This window comes from Accumulibacter sp. (assembly GCF_029255145.1).
GTDB lineage: Bacteria > Pseudomonadota > Gammaproteobacteria > Burkholderiales > Rhodocyclaceae > Accumulibacter.
The window spans coordinates 1-16,416 of record NZ_JAPUVQ010000068.1 but is presented as its reverse complement, the minus strand read 5'-3'; the positions used below and the strand labels follow the sequence as shown (position 1 = coordinate 16,416).

The 16,416-nt window shown below is 64.5% G+C and carries 15 protein-coding genes and 2 pseudogenes; 13 read left to right on the top strand and 4 right to left on the bottom strand.

The features are described 5' to 3' along the window. Positions 1-106: pseudogene (locus Q1L50_RS07235) on the top strand (IS5/IS1182 family transposase); the annotation flags it as partial. Positions 107-220: 114 nt separating this feature from the next. Next, positions 221-667 (top strand): rhodanese-like domain-containing protein, encoded by a 447-nt coding sequence (locus tag Q1L50_RS07230; protein WP_300337125.1) that lies wholly within the window; start codon positions 221-223, stop codon positions 665-667. A 50-nt stretch (positions 668-717) separates the two neighbouring features. Here Q1L50_RS07230 and Q1L50_RS07225 read toward each other — a convergent pair. Continuing rightward, a pseudogene (locus Q1L50_RS07225) lies at positions 718-1,237 on the bottom strand (macro domain-containing protein). 359 nt (positions 1,238-1,596) lie between these two features. On the opposite strand from Q1L50_RS07225, the gene Q1L50_RS07220 reads away from it, so the two are divergent. The 11 genes from Q1L50_RS07220 (at position 1,597) to Q1L50_RS07170 (ending at position 13,919) form a co-directional block, all read left to right on the top strand. After that, entirely contained in the window at positions 1,597-2,481 is an 885-nt protein-coding gene (locus Q1L50_RS07220; protein WP_300337123.1) for a CsgG/HfaB family protein, read from the top strand. A gap of 191 nt (positions 2,482-2,672) precedes the next feature. Continuing rightward, the gene (locus tag Q1L50_RS07215) at positions 2,673-3,677 is read left to right on the top strand and encodes a tRNA-dihydrouridine synthase (protein ID WP_300337121.1); all 1,005 of its coding nucleotides are present in this window, start codon (positions 2,673-2,675) and stop codon (positions 3,675-3,677) included. Next, the gene (locus Q1L50_RS07210; protein WP_300337119.1) at positions 3,667-4,338 is read left to right on the top strand and encodes a methyltransferase domain-containing protein; all 672 of its coding nucleotides are present in this window, start codon (positions 3,667-3,669) and stop codon (positions 4,336-4,338) included. Before Q1L50_RS07215 ends, Q1L50_RS07210 begins: the two co-directional genes overlap by 11 nt. 262 nt (positions 4,339-4,600) lie before the next feature. Next, positions 4,601-7,195: a bifunctional aconitate hydratase 2/2-methylisocitrate dehydratase gene (locus Q1L50_RS07205; RefSeq protein ID WP_300337117.1), complete on the top strand. Its 2,595-nt coding sequence runs from the start codon at positions 4,601-4,603 to the stop codon at positions 7,193-7,195. Between the two features lie 410 nt (positions 7,196-7,605). Continuing rightward, positions 7,606-8,226: a CDP-alcohol phosphatidyltransferase family protein gene (locus tag Q1L50_RS07200; RefSeq protein ID WP_300337116.1), complete on the top strand. Its 621-nt coding sequence runs from the start codon at positions 7,606-7,608 to the stop codon at positions 8,224-8,226. A 5-nt stretch (positions 8,227-8,231) separates the two neighbouring features. After that, positions 8,232-9,995, top strand: coding sequence for a bifunctional alpha/beta hydrolase/class I SAM-dependent methyltransferase (locus Q1L50_RS07195; RefSeq protein ID WP_300337114.1), 1,764 nt, complete (start codon positions 8,232-8,234; stop codon positions 9,993-9,995). Beyond that, positions 9,992-11,311, top strand: coding sequence for a phosphatase PAP2/dual specificity phosphatase family protein (locus Q1L50_RS07190; RefSeq protein ID WP_300337113.1), 1,320 nt, complete (start codon positions 9,992-9,994; stop codon positions 11,309-11,311). The genes Q1L50_RS07195 and Q1L50_RS07190 overlap by 4 nt, the downstream gene beginning before the upstream one ends. After that, a complete protein-coding gene (locus tag Q1L50_RS07185; protein WP_300337111.1) occupies positions 11,301-11,744 on the top strand; it encodes a hypothetical protein in 444 nt (147 codons plus the stop codon). The genes Q1L50_RS07190 and Q1L50_RS07185 overlap by 11 nt, the downstream gene beginning before the upstream one ends. Positions 11,745-11,769: 25 nt before the next feature. Continuing rightward, a complete protein-coding gene (locus Q1L50_RS07180) occupies positions 11,770-12,390 on the top strand; it encodes a lysophospholipid acyltransferase family protein (protein ID WP_300337110.1) in 621 nt (206 codons plus the stop codon). 13 nt (positions 12,391-12,403) lie between these two features. After that, entirely contained in the window at positions 12,404-13,345 is a 942-nt protein-coding gene (locus Q1L50_RS07175; RefSeq protein ID WP_300337108.1) for a phosphatidate cytidylyltransferase, read from the top strand. A 262-nt stretch (positions 13,346-13,607) separates the two neighbouring features. Further along, positions 13,608-13,919: a hypothetical protein gene (locus Q1L50_RS07170; protein WP_300337107.1), complete on the top strand. Its 312-nt coding sequence runs from the start codon at positions 13,608-13,610 to the stop codon at positions 13,917-13,919. 398 nt (positions 13,920-14,317) lie between these two features. Here the strand turns inward: Q1L50_RS07170 and Q1L50_RS07165 are convergent, their stop codons facing one another. The 3 genes from Q1L50_RS07165 to Q1L50_RS07155 all read right to left on the bottom strand — a co-directional run bounded on the left by Q1L50_RS07165 (position 14,318) and on the right by Q1L50_RS07155 (position 15,992). Then, positions 14,318-14,503, bottom strand: a complete 186-nt coding sequence (locus Q1L50_RS07165; protein ID WP_300337106.1) for a hypothetical protein — start codon at positions 14,501-14,503, stop codon at positions 14,318-14,320. Positions 14,504-14,560: 57 nt separating this feature from the next. After that, positions 14,561-14,929, bottom strand: coding sequence for a cupin domain-containing protein (locus tag Q1L50_RS07160; protein ID WP_300337104.1), 369 nt, complete (start codon positions 14,927-14,929; stop codon positions 14,561-14,563). A gap of 85 nt (positions 14,930-15,014) precedes the next feature. After that, positions 15,015-15,992 (bottom strand): MBL fold metallo-hydrolase, encoded by a 978-nt coding sequence (locus Q1L50_RS07155; RefSeq protein ID WP_300337102.1) that lies wholly within the window; start codon positions 15,990-15,992, stop codon positions 15,015-15,017. Between the last annotated feature and the right edge of the window lie 424 nt (positions 15,993-16,416).

Sequence of the window (16,416 nt, the reverse complement as noted above, 5' to 3'; positions counted from 1 at the left end):
CTGCCGCATCAAGCAATTTCGACGTATCGCCACACGCTACGACAAACTCGCCGAGCGTTTCGCTTCCTTCATCGCCCTCGCCGCATCCGTCATTTGGCTCGCTTGAATGTCAACACACTCTAGGAATGAAGCGCGCCGTCAGACCCGGGAGAGCGGCGGACGTAACAGCGCCGATCACCGGCGAGTATGATAGGAAAGTTGGCTCTACCGGAGGTTCGTCATGGTCCGCAGTGTCTTTTCTTTCTTTCTTGCTTTGCTTCTGGCGTTTACGGTGCGTGCCGAGGTGGTTGACATCGACACGGCCGAGTTGGCACGTCTCAGAGCCGCTGGGGTCCCGGTCATCGACATCCGCACGGCCAGCGAATGGCGGGACAGCGGGGTTGTCGAGGGCAGCAAGCTGATCACGTACGTCGATGATCGCGGCCGCATCGATCATCCAGCCTGGTTGGCGAAGGTGCAGGAGGTGGCGACGCGCAATCAGCCGGTAATTGTCATCTGCCGAAGTGGCAACCGCACCAAAGCGGCAAGCCAGTTTCTCTCCGAGCAAGCCGGCTATCAGAGCGTCTACAACGTCAAGGGCGGCCTGCGCGCCTGGGTGAACGAAGGTCGGCCGGTGACACCAGTGGCCAGCGCCCTGCTGAACTGCCCGGCCAATACCCGCTGCTGAACATTCCCGCTGCGCTCGGCAGGGCGCCGCTGGCCTTTTGCTGATCCCGATCAGTTGCTCGTCGCGCCGAGCAGATCGTCATAGACCAGCAAGTCGCTTGCCGAGAACCAGCAGAAGAGACCACCCCGTCGATCGTGCAGCGTGTTTTCCGCGACGAACGAACGGTTGTCACTGCGACGCGCGGGGCTTGCCCTACCGGATCGCCATAGACGCCGGTAGTGAGGCTTGGGATGGCCAGCGTGCGGAGATCGTTGGCCGCGGCCAAGTCGTCAATAGCCCAGCGATAGCAGGAGGCCAGGGGCTCCGCTTCGCCATGGGTGCCGCCGCGCCAGACTGGGCCGACGGTGTGAATGATATATCTGGCAGGCAGTAGCCCCTGGTCAACTTGGCATCGGCGCTCTTGCAGCCGCCCAGCGCCTGGCACTCGCGCAGCAACTCGCGGCCGGCTGCACGGTGGATCGCTCCGTCGACGCTACAGCCGCCCAGTAGCGACGGGTTGGCTGCGTTGACCACGGCGTCAACCGCCAGCGTGGTGATGTCCGCGCACAGCGCGCGCAGCAGGCATGACATGGTGATGCAGCCTCGGGTGGGGGTCGAACCGCCGCATCGACAGGGACCGCATGCCGTAACTCAGGGGCGAATGGACAAGTGCAGCAATCGACCGGTGCGTCGCGCTGGCCTCGATTCTCGGCGAAGAGAGTTGCCGGTCAAGCGGTGGTCGCCACCGCGACGATCCCGAAACGATTGTCTGGAGGACGGCAGGTGAACGCCCCACGGCGCTGGGCTCCGGGGTCCGCTGACCGCAGCGCAGCCGCCAATCCCGCTCCCGCAGTCGGGGTTCATGCTGGTATAGTCCCCTCCTCGTGGGGCGCTGGCGATGGTTGGCGTTGCCCGTTACATTCAGACAACTTGCCAAAGGGAGGGGACATATGTCATTGCCGAGTTCCGAAAATGCCGCACGCCTGGTCGTCGCTGCCGCTGCCAGCGTGCTGCTGGCCTCTTGCTCCAACATGCAGATGGGTTCGCCCGACGCGAAGACCGCGGCCACCGGTTCGGCCGGCGGTGCCAATGCCGAGAATGCCAACAGCCAACTCGAGAAATGCGCCAGCTCGCTCGGCACGATCGCGGTGGTCGAAGACACCAATTCGCCCTGGTATGGCATCCTGACCGGCCAGATGCGATTGGGGTCGACCACGCCGGTGCTCAAGCTGTTGATCCAGCAGTCGAACTGCTTCGTGGTCGTCGAGCGGGGCCGGGCGATGAACAACATGATGCAGGAACGTGCCCTGGCAGACTCCGGCGAGCTCCGCAAGGGTTCCAAGTTTCAGAAGGGCCAGATGGTCTCGGCCGACTACTCGATGAGCCCGTCGATCACCTTCAGCAACCAGAATGCAGGAGGCATGGCGGGTGGTCTGGGTGGGATCAATCGCAGTCTTGGGGTTCTCGGAGCCGTTGCCGGCAGCATGAACGTCAAGGAAGCCAGCACCCTGTTGACCCTCATCGACAACCGTTCCGGTGTGCAGCTGGCCGCCGCGGAAGGAAGCGCCAAGAACATGGACTTCGGCGCGATGGGCGCACTGTTTGGCAGCAGCGCGGGTGGCGGACTCGGCGGGTATTCCAATACCGCCGAGGGCAAGGTTATCGTTGCCGCTTTTACCGACTCGTATAACAACATCGTCCGGGCGGTGAAGAATTACAAGGCGCAGGAAGTGAAGGGCGGCCTGGGGACCGGTGGGAACCTGGGCGTCCAGGGAGGCGATGACGCGCAGGCGCCCGCACCCAGGAAGAAGGGCAAGAGCAAGAGCACGAACTGAGCGGGAATGGCGCGACGCGCGGCCGGCATGTCCGGCCCGCTTTGTTTTCGGCAACGACAGGAAGGTGCGCCGGCCCGGCCAGCCGTGGTCGGCGGTATCGTCCGCGGCGCGCCAGATCGGCGTCAGGCCCGCGCCCGCCGGTCGAACGGGCTGCTGGTCGACCGGCGTGAATTGGCGAGAGCGGGCGGAAGATGGCAAGACTGCTGTTGGCACCGATGGAGGGCCTGGTCGACGACGTTCTGCGCGACGTGCTGACGCGTGTCGGTGGGTATGACCTGGCGGTAAATGAGTTCATCCGGGTGTCGGGCAGCCTGCTGCCGCCGCGGGCCTTCCGGCGCCGCTGCCCGGAACTCGACCGCGGTAGCCGGACCACGGCCGGCACGCCGGTGGCTGTGCAACTGCTCGGCAGCGACCCCGCGTGCCTCGCCGAGAACGCCGCACAGTTGGCGCAACTCGCCCCGGCCGGGATCGATCTCAACTTTGGTTGCCCGGCGCCACGGGTCAATCGCCACGGTGGCGGCGCCATGCTGCTGGCCGATCCCGAGCAGTTGTACCGCATCACGGCCGCCGTCCGGCGGACGGTACCGCCGGAGATTCCGTTCACCGCCAAGATGCGGCTCGGCGTCCGCGATACGGCACGAACGCTGGATTGTGCGCGAGCGCTGGCGGCAGGCGGGATCGTCTCGCTGGCGGTGCACGCGCGGACCCGGGTCGAGGCTTATCGGCCACCGGCGCACTGGGAATGGGTGGCGCGAATCAGCGAAGTCGTGGGGCAGCCGGTGGTCGCCAACGGCGAGGTGTGGAGCACGGCTGACCATGCGCGCTGCTGCGCGGTGAGCGGTAGCGACGACGTGATGATCGGTCGCGGTGCGGTCGCCGATCCTTTCCTCGCCCGGCGGATTCGCGCGCTGGCGGCCGGCGGCGAGGTCGAGGCCGATCGTTCGGCGGACTGGCGCGAGCTGCGGCCCTTGCTGGCGTCGTTCTGGCAGCAGGTGGGCGCCAAGGTCGCCGAGCGGCACGCAGCGGGGCGGCTCAAACTCTGGCTGGGTGCCCTGCGGCGCAACTTCGTCGAAGCCGAGGCCTTGTTCCAGGCGGTGCGCGCCCTGCGTTGCGTGGCCGAGGTCAGCCGAGTGCTCGCGCTGCATGGCGTCCCGGTTCTGCCGCCAGTGGCGCACGCCGTACCCGATGCACGCTGACTCACGCGTCCCGGAGAGTGCGCAAAGCGGTATTCACGAGCAGCTGCCGATGGTCGTCGATCGTCATGCGGCTTCGCCATTTCGCAAACCTTACGCTGACTACAATCGGGTCGCGTTTGCCGCCAGCGTCGAGCGCTTTCAGCTTCTGGCGTCGGGCGCACCGCTGATCCTCGACTCCGGTTGCGGGGTAGGGGAGAGCAGTCTCGTTCTTGCCAGGGCGTTCCCCGCCCATTACGTGATCGGCGTGGACCAGTCCGCATCCCGGCTACAGCGCGGTCAGCGCCGACGTTCGGAGTGGCCGCCGAATCTCGACCTGGTCCGTGCCGACCTGGTCGACTATTGGCGCCTGCTGCACGACGCGGGTCTGCGGCTCGCTCGTCACTACCTGCTGTACCCCAACCCCTGGCCGAAGATCGGGCACCTGCGCCGACGCTGGCACGGGCACCCCGTTTTTCCGACGATGCTCGCCCTCGGTGGGGTCCTCGAGTGTCGCAGCAACTGGCCGATCTACATCGCCGAGCACTGCCTGGCCGTACGGCAGCTCACCGGCCGGCCGGCGGTAGCCGAGTCGTATCTTCCCGATCCGCCGATCACGCCGTTCGAGCGCAAGTACCGGGACTCCGGCCATCGCCTGCTGCGGACGGTTACCGATCTGAGCTGAGGTCGAGCCGCCGCAGGCGACCACAAGGTCTGGCAGGCACGAGAACCCGGGCGGGCCTCGTCTGCGGAATGCGGTGCGGGCAGTTCACAGCGAGTCGTATGTCTTATATAATACAAAGAAGTCAATGGGTGGGCGGCAAGGGCATTTCTGCCGCCCGGGACAGCGCCACGGCCCGAAGCGAGGTCTCGCGTCGGTTGTCGTTTCGGCCTTGCAGTACAATTGACCTTTTGCCGCCCTACACACTTTGAGAAAGGACGTCGCCGTGCTGGAATCCTATCGTGCCCACGTTGCCGAGCGCGCTGCGCTTGGCATTCCGCCCCTGCCGTTGACCGCCAAGCAGACCGAGGAGCTGGTCGGACTGCTGAACAATCCGCCGGCGGGCGAAGGGGAGAATCTCGTTGAGCTGATCACCTATCGGGTACCGGCCGGCGTCGATGACGCGGCCAAGGTCAAGGCCGAGTTCCTCGCCAAGGTCGCCAGGGGTGACCAGCTCTGCGCACTGATCGCGCCGGAAAAAGCGACCGAACTGCTCGGCACCATGCTCGGCGGTTACAACGTCAAGCCTTTGATCGACCTGCTCGCCGGCCCGACCGGCGCCATCGCCGCCGAGGCCCTCAAGAAGACGCTGCTGGTCTTCGACTTCTTCCACGACGTCAAGGACCTGGCCGACAAGGGCAACGCCAACGCCAAATCGGTGCTGCAAAGCTGGGCCGACGCCGAGTGGTTCACCTCGCGACCGGAAGTGCCTGCTTCGCAGAAGCTGACGGTGTTCAAGGTCACCGGCGAAACCAACACCGACGACCTGTCGCCGGCTCCCGATGCCTGGTCGCGTCCCGACATTCCGCTGCACGCGCTGGCGATGCTCAAGAACCCTCGTCCGGGCATCGAAGCCGACACCCCTGGCGAGCGCGGCCCGATCAAGCAACTCGAGGCGCTCGGCAAGAAGGGCAACCTGATCGCCTACGTCGGTGACGTCGTCGGTACCGGTTCGTCGCGCAAGTCGGCGACCAACTCGGTGCTCTGGTTCACCGGCGAGGACATCCCCTTCGTTCCGAACAAGCGTTTCGGCGGCTTCTGCCTGGGGTCGAAGATCGCCCCGATCTTCTTCAACACCATGGAAGACGCCGGCGCTCTGCCGATCGAACTCGATGTCGAACAGATGAACATGGGCGACGAGATCGAACTGCGGATCGATGCCGACACGACCAAGGTCACCGCGCTCAAGAACGGCAGCGTGATCGCCGAATCGCAACTCAAGACGCCGGTGATCCTCGACGAAGTGCGCGCCGGTGGCCGCATTCCGCTGATCATCGGCCGTGGCCTGACGACCCGCGCGCGCGAGGCGCTCGGACTGCCGGTATCGACGCTGTTCCGCCTGCCGCAGAATCCCGCCGACACCGGCCAGGGCTACACGCTGGCGCAGAAGATGGTCGGCCGCGCCTGCGGTCTGCCGGAAGGCAAGGGCGTCCTTCCGGGAACCTATTGCGAACCGCGGATGACCACCGTCGGCTCGCAGGACACCACCGGCCCGATGACCCGCGACGAACTCAAGGACCTCGCTTGCCTCGGCTTCTCGGCCGACATGGTGATGCAGTCGTTCTGCCATACCGCCGCCTATCCGAAGCTCATCGACGTCAAGATGCACCGCGAACTGCCGACCTTCATCAGCACCCGAGGCGGCGTCTCGCTGCGTCCGGGCGACGGCATCATCCACTCCTGGCTCAATCGCCTGCTGCTGCCCGACACCGTGGGCACCGGCGGCGACTCGCACACGCGTTTCCCGATCGGTATCTCGTTCCCCGCTGGTTCCGGGCTGGTCGCCTTCGCCGCCGCCACCGGCGTGATGCCGCTGGACATGCCCGAATCGGTGCTGGTGCGCTTCAAGGGCAAGTTGCAGGAAGGCGTCACCTTGCGCGACCTGGTCAACGCCATTCCGTACTACGCCATCAAGCAGGGCCTGCTGACCGTTGAGAAGAAGGGCAAGAAGAACATCTTCTCGGGCCGCATCCTCGAAATCGAAGGGCTGCCGGACCTCAAGATCGAACAGGCTTTCGAGCTCTCAGACGCCGCTGCCGAGCGCTCCGCCGCGGCCTGCGCGATCCAGCTCGACAAGGCGCCGATCATCGAGTACATGACTTCGAACATCACGCTGATGAAGTGGATGATCGCCAACGGCTACGAAGACAAGCGCACGCTGGGTCGCCGCATCAAGGCCATGGAAGCGTGGATCGCCAAGCCCGACCTGCTCAAGGCCGACGCCGGCGCCGAGTACGCCGCGGTGATCGAAATCGACCTCGCCGACGTCAAGGAACCGATCGTCGCCTGCCCGAACGATCCGGACGATGCGAAGCTGCTCTCCGAAGTCGCCGGTACCAAGATCGACGAAGTGTTCATCGGTTCGTGCATGACCAACATCGGGCACTTCCGTGCCGCCGGCAAGGTCCTCGAAGGCAAGACCGACATCCCGACGCGGCTGTGGGTCGCGCCGCCGACCAAGATGGACGCCGCGATCCTCAACGAAGAGGGTTACTACGCGATCCTCGGCAAGTCCGGCGCGCGCATGGAAATGCCCGGCTGCTCGCTGTGCATGGGCAACCAGGCGCAGATCAGGAAGGGCAGCACGGCGATGTCGACCTCGACGCGCAACTTCCCGAACCGCCTCGGCATCGACACCTTCGTCTATCTCGGCTCGGCCGAACTGGCGTCGATCTGTGCGCTGATGGGCAGGATCCCGACCGTCGCCGAGTACCTGGAACAGGTCAAGGTGGTGAACGCCAAGGCGGCCGATGTCTATCGCTACATGAACTTCGACAAGATCAAGGAGTTCTCGGACGTGGCCGATACGGTAACGGTGTAAGCGGCCAGCGGCTTGGCAACCCGGCAAACGGCGCCCTGCGGGGGGCCGTTTGTATTTGTTCGGTCCTGTCCGGGTTGCCGTTTTGGCATGCAGTTGTTCGCACAGCTCTTTGCTCAGGATACACACAGCCGCTACCGATCCGGTAGCGCCTTGCGCGCCTTCTCGCTCGCGTCGCCGGCAAGTCGACCGCACGGTGCTCTACTGCCACGTGCTGGCGCATCCTGCCATCCGGTCGATGAAATTCCGAAGCCAGGCCCGGTGGCACGTCCGGCTAAACCTGACGCCGCTCGAACTGCTAGACTTGCTGGCGGCGCCGATCAGTGACGGGTAAGCAGTCTTGATGCCGATGGTATCGCGTGATACCAAGCCATAAGCCAAGATTCGCCGGTCTTTGCGCCAGAACGGACTCCATGCTTTCCATCTACGACATCAAACCCCGTTTCCAGGGCCTGCTCCGCCCGCTGAGCAGGCGATTGGCCGCCGCCGGCGTTACGGCCAATGCTGTGACGCTGCTGGCCATGACACTTTCGCTTGCCCTTGGTCTGGTGCTGGCGATTGTTCAGCCCGGGGGAGCCGCGTACCTGGCCTTGCCGATCTGGTTGTTTCTGCGCATGGCACTCAATGCCGTCGACGGCCTGCTGGCGCGCGAGCATGGCCAGAAGTCGACCCTGGGGGCGTATCTCAATGAGCTGACCGACGTCATCTCGGATGCTGCGCTCTACCTGCCCTTTGCTTTCGTGGCGCCCTTTGGAGCTTTGAGCGTGGGCTTGGTGATCTGGCTTGCGGCAGTATCGGAGATGGCTGGCGCGCTGGGCCCGATGGTCGGTGCGTCACGCCGTTACGAAGGGCCGATGGGGAAGAGCGACCGGGCTTTCGTTTTTGGCGCGCTGGGCCTGTGGCTGGGGCTGGCGGGGCAGTTGCCGGGCTGGCTTGAGTGGCTGATGCCAGCCATCGCTCTGCTCATCGCGGTGAACATCATCAATCGCGTGCACGCCGGCCTGTCCGAGAGCCGCAGGCAACAACAAGGATGAATTCCATGGATCGACCGAACGAACGTCCGGTGACCGAAAGCCATTTCAAGACCCACGACGGTGTCGAGCTGTTCTACCGCCACTGGCCGGCCACCGACACGCGGCGTGGCGCCGTGGTGATGTTCCATCGCGGGCACGAGCACTCGGGCCGCATGGCACATCTGGTGGATGAACTGGATCTGCCGGATCTCGACTTTTTTGCCTGGGACGCCCGCGGCCATGGCCGTTCGCCAGGCGCGCGCGGCTTCTCGCCAAGCTTCGGAACCTCGGTACGTGATGTGCAGACCTTTGTCGATCACATTCGCGACACCCATGGCATCGCCCACGAGGACATGGCGGTGCTGGCGCAGAGCGTGGGGGCGGTGACGGTGTCGACCTGGGCGCACGACTACGCGCCGCGGGTACGCGCGCTGGTGCTCGCCTCGCCGGCTTTCAAGGTGAAACTCTACGTGCCCTTGGCGCGGCCGGGGCTGCGCCTGATGCAGAAGATGCGCGGCAATTTCTACGTCAATAGTTACGTGAAGTCGAAATTCCTGACCCACGATCCGGCGCGGCAGGCCAGCTTCGATGCTGATCCGCTGATCACCCGCGCCATTTCGGTGAATATCCTGCTTGCCCTGTACGAGGCTGCCGAGCGCGTGGTGGCCGATGCGGCTGCGATCACCATCCCGACGCAGCTGCTTGTCTCGGGCGCGGACTGGGTGGTGCACCATCAGCCGCAGCACGATTTCTTCGATCGCCTCGGCAGCACGGTGAAGGAAAAGCACGTGCTTGAGGGTTTCTTCCACGACACCCTGGGCGAAGCCGATCGGGAACGGGCGGTCGGGCTGGTGCGCGGCTTCATCCTGCGCCAGTTCGACAACCCCGCGCCGGCGGTGGATCTGAACGATGCCGACAAGGCCGGGACCACCTTCGACGAAGCGCAGACGCTGGCTGCCGCGCTGCCCGAGGGCAGCCTCAAGGGCTGGTGGTGGAAGACCTATCGCAAGGGCCTGCGCTGGGCCGGCATGGTGTCGGACGGCGTGTCGCTGGGGCATCGCACCGGTTTCGATTCCGGCAGCACGCTCGACTACGTGTATCGCAACGAGGCCAGGGGCGCGGGGTTCATCGGCCGCATGGTGGACCGCAACTACCTGGACGCCATCGGCTGGCGCGGCATTCGCCAGCGCAAGCTGCATCTGGAGGAATCGATCCGCAACGCCATGGCCCGGTTGCGCGCCGACGGCGCCCCGGTGCGGGTGCTCGACATTGCCGCCGGCCACGGCCGCTATGTGCTCGACGCCCTGATAGCCGAAAGCGCACGTCCCGAAAGCGTGCTGCTGCGGGACTACTCGGACATCAACGTGCGCGACGGCCGCCGCCTGATCGCGGAGAAGGACCTGGCCGGCGTCGTTCGCTTTGAAAAGGGCGACGCCTTCGACACCGAGTCGGTGGCCAGCGCGCAACCAGGCACGACGGTCGGCATCGTCTCGGGCCTGTACGAGCTGTTTCCGTCCAACGACCTGATCCGCGCTTCTCTGGCCGGCATGGCGAGGGCGGTGGAAGCGGGTGGCTATCTCATCTACACCGGCCAGCCCTGGCATCCGCAACTGGAGATGATCGCCCGCGCGCTCACCAGCCATCGCCAGGGTGAGGCGTGGGTGATGCGCCGTCGCAGCCAGGCGGAAATGGACCAGCTGGTGCGCGAGGCCGGCTTCGAGAAGGTCGGGCAACGAATCGATGAATGGGGCATCTTCACGGTGTCGATCGCGCGTCGCAAGACCGCATGAACACCGTCGTCTCAGCTCCGATCGGGCCGATCCGCTGGAAGCACAGCGTGGCCTGGCTGGTGCTGCTGGCGCCGCTGTTCTTCCTGAGTTACGGCTGGACCAACCAGCTGGCGGCCAGCCGCGGGGTGAGCGAGAGCATCGTGTTCGGCTGGGAGCGGGTGATCCCCTTCCTGCCGTGGACCATCGTGCCCTACTGGTCCATCGACCTCTTCTACGGTTTGTCCTTTCTGGCCTGTCGCACGCCGCGCGAAGTCAATCACCACGGCCTGCGCCTGCTCACCGCGCAACTCGTCTCGGTGACCTGCTTCGTGCTCTTCCCGCTGCGCTTTTCGGGCGAGAAGCCGGTCGCCGACGGTCTGTTCGGCACGCTTTTCGATGCCCTCGCCGGCTTCGATCTGCCCTACAACCAGGCGCCGTCGCTGCACATCAGTCTGCTGGTGATCATCTGGTGGGTGCTGGTGCGCCGCGCGTCGCCCGGCCGGCGCATCGTCTGGCACCTGTGGGCGGCGCTGGTGGCGGCCTCGGTGCTGACCACCTGGCAACACCATTTCTTCGACCTGCCCACCGGCGTCCTGGCGGGGCTGCTGTGCCTGTGGCTGTGGCCCGACCGGGGTACGCCGCCGCTGTTGCGGCGCAGCCACGGTGAGGTCACACGCCCGCGCCTCACCCTGGGGTATTTTGCCGGCGCCATGTTCTGCCTGCTGATAGCGATGCAGGGCGGCTGGACGATGTTCGCTGCGTGGCCGGCGGCGGCACTCGCGCTGGTGGCGGTCAACTACGCCTGGGCCGGCGTCGGCGGTTTTCAGAAGCACGACGGCCGCCAGAGCGTCGCGGTGCGCTGGCTGATGGCGCCCTACCGCCTGGGGGCATGGATCAACAGCCGGTTGTGGACGCGCCGAAAACCCGTGCCCGATCAGGTCACCGACACGGTCTGGCTGGGCCGCCTGCCGACACCCGCCGAACTGGCCCGGCAGCGCTTCGATGCCGTCGTCGATGTCACCGCCGAATTCGACACGCCGCGCGGGGCGGCCAGATCGCACAGCGTGCCGATGCTCGATCTGGCCGTGCCGTCACTGGCGACCTTGCGGCATGCCGCATCGACACTCGACAGCGCCGTCGCCAGCGGTGGCCGGGTCCTGGTGTGCTGCGCGCTGGGCTATTCGCGCAGCGCGCTCACCGTCGCCGCATGGCTGCTGCAAAGCGGCCGCTGCGCTTCAGTCGATGCGGCGATCGCCCGGATCAAGGCCGCGCGACCACAGGTCGTGTTTTCCGGGGCTCACCTGACGCTGCTCAAGGACTTGAGCGATGCGCGCTGACGACGACCTCGCGCCTCGCCTCGCGGCCGATGCTGCGATCACCGCCGGTCTGCTCGACAGCGGCCGGACGCTCGCCTGGGTGAGCGGCATGATGCTGCTGATGACCGGCCTTGTCTGGCTGATGGGGCATCCGGTTCGTTCGCCGGCGCTCGTCGGCGCTGTCGTGATGGCAGCGGGGCAGGGGGCATTTGCACAGCGCGTGCGCTTCGACGCCGGAATCTTTCGCCTCTGGGCATTACGCTGGCGTCATCCGCTTGAAGCGGCCGCCGATCTGGCAGCGTTCGATCTGCGTGTGGGTCGACAGAAGCCACCGGCCGCTTCCGTAGAAGCGGATCTGGCCGAACGGCGATGCGGTGCCATGCGGCTGCTGATGTGGCAGGCGGCCTGCGCTACCCTGCAGCTTGGGCTCACCGTCATTGCCCTTTGGCCCTGACTGCCCTTTTACGAAACGACGAGCCATGATCGAAAAACTTTTTGGCCTGGTGTTGTGCAACTTCGCCAAGCTGCTCACCGGCGTACACCCCCTGTGGCAGGGCTGCAAGCCCGAAGCGAAACTGCGCGTATATTTTGCCAACCACCGCAGCCATGGCGATTTCGTGGTGATCTGGGCGGCGTTGCCGGCTGAGTTGCGCCGTCAGACGCGCCCGGTCGCCGGGGCGGACTACTGGCTCGATGGCCGCTTCAAGATCTGGCTGATCAACGAGGTCTTCCACGCCGTGCTGGTGGATCGCCGGCCCGATCGGGACGGCCCTGATCCGGTCGAACAGATGGCCGGTGCGCTACGTGCCGGCAATTCCCTGATTCTGTTCCCCGAGGGCACGCGCAATACAGGCGAGTCGCTGCTGCCCTTCAAGAGCGGCATCTTCCATCTCGCGCAAGCGATGCCGCGGGTGGAGCTGGTGCCGGTGTGGATCGAGAACCTCGGCCGGGTGATGCCCAAGGGTGCGACAGTGCCGGTGCCGCTGCTCTGCACGCTGACCTTCGGCGTACCTCTGACGTTGACCGCAGGCGAAACCAAGGCCGGATTCCTTGACCGTGCACGCAACGCGCTACTCGACCTCGCCCCACCAGCGAACTGACCCAGGACCCGCGATGAGCCCCGATTACACCCTGTTCGATGTGTTTGCGGCTGTCTTTGCCGCACTGGCTGTCGCCAGCGGCGTTGCCGCCGTACTCAAGTGGCGGCTGGCGCCCGGCGCCTCGGGCGCTGTCATCGACAACCTCAACGCCCGCATCAACGCCTGGTGGTGGATGGTGGGCGTACTGGCGGTGGCGTTCTGGATCGGCGAGGGCGGCATCATCGTCCTGTTCGGGCTGATCTCCTTCCAGGCGCTGCGCGAGTACATCTCGCTCACCCATACCCGGCGCGGCGACCACCACGCGCTGATCTGGTGCTTCTTCTTCTTCCTGCCCGCCCAGTACGTGCTCATCGCTACCCACTGGTACGGACTGTTCAGCATCCTCATCCCGGTGTACGCCTTCCTGCTGCTGCCGGTCTCGGCCACCTTGTGCAGCGACGCCGAGCGCTTTCTCGAGCGTGCCGCCAAGGTGCAATGGGGGTTGATGATCTGCGTGTATTGCATCTCGCACGTGCCGGCGCTGCTGACGCTGGAGATTCCCGGGTTCGAAGGCCGCAACGCGCAGTTGATCATCTTCCTGGTGCTCACGGTGCAGTCGAGCGACGTGTTCCAGTACGTGTGGGGCAAGCTCTTTGGCAAGCGCAAGCTGGCACCGGCGATCTCGCCGTCGAAGACGCTCGAAGGGCTGGTCGGCGGCGTGCTCACCTCGACCGTCCTGGGCGCCGCCCTGTACTGGCTGACGCCCTTCAACGTGTGGCAGGCGGCGCTGGTGGCGCTGACCATCAACATCGTCGGCTTCTTCGGCGGCTTCGTGCTCTCGGCCATCAAGCGCGACCGTGGTGTGAAGGACTGGGGTACGCTCATCGAAGGGCATGGCGGCATGCTCGACCGTGTCGATTCGATCAGCTTTTCGGCGCCGATCTTCTTTCACATCGTGCGCTACTGGTGGGTGTGATCGGCGCGACACATTCGGCGGACAGACGTCCGCGGAGGCCGGCCGTGCCCGCGACATTGCCGGTGCCCTCGACTGACGTCGTGGAAAAAAAGCCGACCACTGAATTCCAGGCACTCACGCGGTTCCTGTTGCGGCAGATACCAGTCTGCTACCGGTCACATCTACCCTGCACAGGATGAGCACGATGCCTCGCCCCATTACAGAGCACTTCGCAAAGGTACTGAAGGCCCCTCTCTGCAACCCCATGTGGAGCTGGGGAGCCGTGCGCGATGACGGCGCGGTCTTCCTGCGCTGCTGGGATGACGAGATCAGGAAGGGCCGCGCGCTACTCGGTAGTTCCTATGACCATGGTCACCATGGCGGCGTCGAGCGCCGCAAGCACATCAAGCTGATCGAGGCAGGCGCGAAGGGTTACGTGGTGGTGCTGACAGCCGTCGACAAGAATGCCTCTCCGCGCAGTATTGAGGCCTACAACCCCGACTGTGTGTTCTTGCTCGATGACATCCAGCACCATGACGACGACACGATCACGGGCAGGATGAAGCAGCGGGTTGCGATTGGTGACATTGCATAGCATCGCACTACCCGCCAGGCATCGACTCATGATCTCGCAGATCTCGGGGTCACGCGATCTCGCAAGATCTCGGGGTCCGGTCGTCCCTTTTGACTTTGCTACGGCGAATCGAGAGTCCCGAAAGGAGCGCACAATGCCTCCGCGTAGGAACCCGATTCATCGGGCGATGTCGAGCCATGAGATGAATGGAATGTCCGCCGCACGGCGTGAAGAGGCGGGTGCGCGGTCAGCGCCAGTGACTGCTCGTCGGCCTCGGCGGTCATTGGCGCCACACTGTGCGGACGGCCGATATTGGATCCTTTACCAGCCATCCGGTGGCCAAGCACGCCGAACGGCGGCTTCGATCGTTTCGCTACGCCCGGTTCCGACCCTCTGCAGTCATTCGTCTCACGAATGGTTCAACGGCGGGTTTCAAAATCGAGCGGCCGTCTGGTGGCGCAGGCCACGGGCAAGTGATCCGCGGTCTTGATCCGCTTGTCGTGGATGTCCAGAAACCACAGCTTGCCGCCGTGCCAGCGCAGGCTCTCGGTAAATTCCAGACCGCGCGTCTTATCGATTAGTATCGTGCTGGTGTGCATCTTCATCATGCTTCACCTTGTCTCTGCGCTGCAGGTTTGATTCTCGGTGTGCTCGCTGCCGACTCACGAACTGGCACGATTGATGAAGGCAAGGCTGAGGTCGGTGATCGACCGGGTCACGTGGCCCTTGCCGCTGACGTCGTCGCAGTAGAGCAGCCCACCAGGACCCAGGCGTACGGTCGAGCCATCGCTGGCGGTCACCTCGCCCTCGCCGGAGAGAACGATGCAGATATAAGGCTGCGGCGCATTGTGGGCCGGCACCTCGGTCCCGCCCGGGACCGAGAACATGACAAGGCTACTGACCCCCTCGATATCTGTCATTAGCCCCATGGGGGTTGGAGGCGGCCCGAACGGTGCATCATGCTCTGGGCGGTCACAGACACCAATGTGCGTCTCGCCCTGTTCGTCGGCGTAGATACGCGGAAATTTCATTTCTGTCTCTCCTGCTATTGATGTTTGGTTTTTGTGCGCGCCGTCACCGGGAACGGCCCGGATTGATTGGAAACGCGCACCCCAATCAGAACTCGACCTCGATACCCTTGGCCTTCGCCACGGCGAGGACCGCGTCGAAGACTTTCGCGTGGTCCCAGGGTGCGTCCGTGGCCTCGTTGCGGAACTCGCGGTAGGCCCGCTCGACGTTCATGAACAAGCGCGCCGGAGCCTTCCATCCCCCGTACGGTCCGAAATCGATCTTCTTCGATGCTTTCAAGGCGCTCAGCCCCTGCCCGAAGCAGCGCCTCGATTCTTCGCGCACGTATTCGAGGTAGGCCTTCATCTCTATCGCACCCTCAATGCCGCACACCGGTCCGTGTCCGGGGACGATGACCTCCGGCTCGAGCGAGATGATGAGATCGAGAACCTTGAGCCATTTTTCGTAAGTGCCGTTCCAGCCCATGGGGGTGCACTCGCGGAAGATCACGTCACCGGCGAACACGACCTTTTCCTTGGGCACATGGATGATCGTGTCACCGATCTGGTGGCACGGCCCCACGTACATGAGGTGAACCTCCGTGCCGTCGAGATCCAGCACGTGCCGCTCCTCGAACACGGTGGTCGGCAGCACCAGCTTGATGCCGTCGAAATCGTAGTCCTGCTGCAATTGTTGGGCGATGGCCAACGCGCCCGGGTGCAGGGCCTTGAGCAGCATGCGCGTGAGGAAGCGATCAGCACCCTTGATCAGTTGCCGGGTCTCCTTCGGATCGGCAACGTGCGGCATCAGCTCCCTGACCGTGCGGTGTGCGATGATTTCGGCACCCTCGAAGAGCTGGTTCCCCCACACGTGGTCGCCGTCCTCGTGCGTATTGATCACGCGCTTGGGCATGTCGCGCCAGACCTTACCAAACAGCTTGATCATCTGGCGTCCGTGCGGCAGGTCCGACTGTGTGTCGATCACCACGCCGCTGCCCAGGTTGATGAGTCCCGAGTTGGCATCGCACACGAGGTTTTTCTCGTTTAGCACAGCGAAACAGTTGGCGCTGACTTGTTCCATTTCCATGTTGTCGTCCTCTTGTCGTCACGGTGATTGAGTATAGACAATCGATACCCGAACGGGCGCCCCCGAAGGGCAGGTCGCGTACGTCATCTTTGGCCCCCAGTCACAGTGTGCGGTCAATGGACTTCCGGTTCGCCCGAGGTTTCTGGTTGCCGCCGGACCGGAGGCGGAGGCCAGATTCATCACAGATGGCGGCTGGGAAAGGATCACGTTGGCTATCCGTAAAGGGCAATAGACGCGGACAAGACCAACATCGCCTTTCGCCGAACACGCGACAAGGTCTTTGCAGCCGTAATGGCGGCAAACTAGTGCGTGACCGAAAACCCCTTCATCCCAACAGCAGCAAGGGATTGGACGGATTTCCGAGCGATGAAGAATTGATAGCCGCAGGGTGATTTGTGGTGAAAACGTCGCAATTCGGGCTTCT

Bases quoted from the DNA above. Each gene is read 5' to 3' on its own strand.
- Q1L50_RS07165 (WP_300337106.1), bottom strand. From the start codon at position 14,503: ATGAAGATGCACACCAGCACGATACTAATCGATAAGACGCGCGGTCTG.
- Q1L50_RS07230 (WP_300337125.1), top strand. From the start codon at position 221: ATGGTCCGCAGTGTCTTTTCTTTCTTTCTTGCTTTGCTTCTGGCGTTT.
- Q1L50_RS07210 (WP_300337119.1), top strand. From the start codon at position 3,667: ATGCACGCTGACTCACGCGTCCCGGAGAGTGCGCAAAGCGGTATTCAC.
- Q1L50_RS07190 (WP_300337113.1), top strand. From the start codon at position 9,992: ATGAACACCGTCGTCTCAGCTCCGATCGGGCCGATCCGCTGGAAGCAC.
- Q1L50_RS07155 (WP_300337102.1), bottom strand. From the start codon at position 15,992: ATGGAAATGGAACAAGTCAGCGCCAACTGTTTCGCTGTGCTAAACGAG.
- Q1L50_RS07220 (WP_300337123.1), top strand. From the start codon at position 1,597: ATGTCATTGCCGAGTTCCGAAAATGCCGCACGCCTGGTCGTCGCTGCC.
- Q1L50_RS07195 (WP_300337114.1), top strand. From the start codon at position 8,232: ATGGATCGACCGAACGAACGTCCGGTGACCGAAAGCCATTTCAAGACC.
- Q1L50_RS07215 (WP_300337121.1), top strand. From the start codon at position 2,673: ATGGCAAGACTGCTGTTGGCACCGATGGAGGGCCTGGTCGACGACGTT.
- Q1L50_RS07160 (WP_300337104.1), bottom strand. From the start codon at position 14,929: ATGAAATTTCCGCGTATCTACGCCGACGAACAGGGCGAGACGCACATT.
- Q1L50_RS07200 (WP_300337116.1), top strand. From the start codon at position 7,606: ATGCTTTCCATCTACGACATCAAACCCCGTTTCCAGGGCCTGCTCCGC.
- Q1L50_RS07175 (WP_300337108.1), top strand. From the start codon at position 12,404: ATGAGCCCCGATTACACCCTGTTCGATGTGTTTGCGGCTGTCTTTGCC.
- Q1L50_RS07185 (WP_300337111.1), top strand. From the start codon at position 11,301: ATGCGCGCTGACGACGACCTCGCGCCTCGCCTCGCGGCCGATGCTGCG.
- Q1L50_RS07180 (WP_300337110.1), top strand. From the start codon at position 11,770: ATGATCGAAAAACTTTTTGGCCTGGTGTTGTGCAACTTCGCCAAGCTG.